This window comes from Pseudonocardia lutea, assembly GCF_042658055.1.
In the GTDB taxonomy this organism is placed as follows: domain Bacteria; phylum Actinomycetota; class Actinomycetes; order Mycobacteriales; family Pseudonocardiaceae; genus Pseudonocardia; species Pseudonocardia lutea.
Window position 1 is genome coordinate 1 of record NZ_JBHSQK010000132.1, and the last position, 531, is coordinate 531.

General features: G+C 43.3%; 2 protein-coding genes. Both read left to right on the forward strand.

Features of this window, described 5'->3' with window-relative positions; translation table 11 throughout:
* Positions 1 to 13 precede the first annotated feature (13 nt).
* A complete protein-coding gene (locus ACFQH9_RS31980) occupies positions 14 to 148 on the forward strand; it encodes a Rop family plasmid primer RNA-binding protein (protein ID WP_065807467.1) in 135 nt (44 codons plus the stop codon).
* Positions 148 to 531: helix-turn-helix domain-containing protein (locus ACFQH9_RS31985; RefSeq protein ID WP_379572197.1), on the forward strand; the 384-nt coding region annotated here is incomplete at its 3' end. The genes ACFQH9_RS31980 and ACFQH9_RS31985, both read left to right, overlap by 1 nt.

Here is a 531-nt window from a genome sequence, read left to right on the forward strand (position 1 = left end):
CCAGAATCAGTCTTTGCTCCTGCTGGAGAAGCTTAACGAGCTTGATCTCGATGCTGAGGCCGACCTTTGTGAGAAACTCCACGATGATGCGGAGCATCTTTTCCGTACACTGTCCTCGAGACTGGATGCATTACAGGATGGTAACTGATGGCCAGAGTGTCTATTAGTGAAGCAGCACGGCTTGTTAAGGTTAGTCGCCCTACTATTTACAAGATGATTAACAGTGGTAAGTTAAGTTACACCTCTGTTGTAAAGTACGGGAAGGGTATTAAAGTTATTGATACATCAGAGCTTATTAGAGTGTTTGGTTCTCTTGATGGTGTAATCGATGCTGTAAAATATGATGTAAAAAGTGACGCGGAATCTACAGGTATTAACAGCGTTGGTTTACATGATTTACAACATAGAATCGCTTTACTTGAAGCTGAAAACGATGGTCTTAAAGGGGCTGTTAAGGCTCGAGATGAGCATATTGATTCCCTTCGTCAGGCTATGCAGCTTCTGGAGCACAAGCACGAACCTTCTTCACCA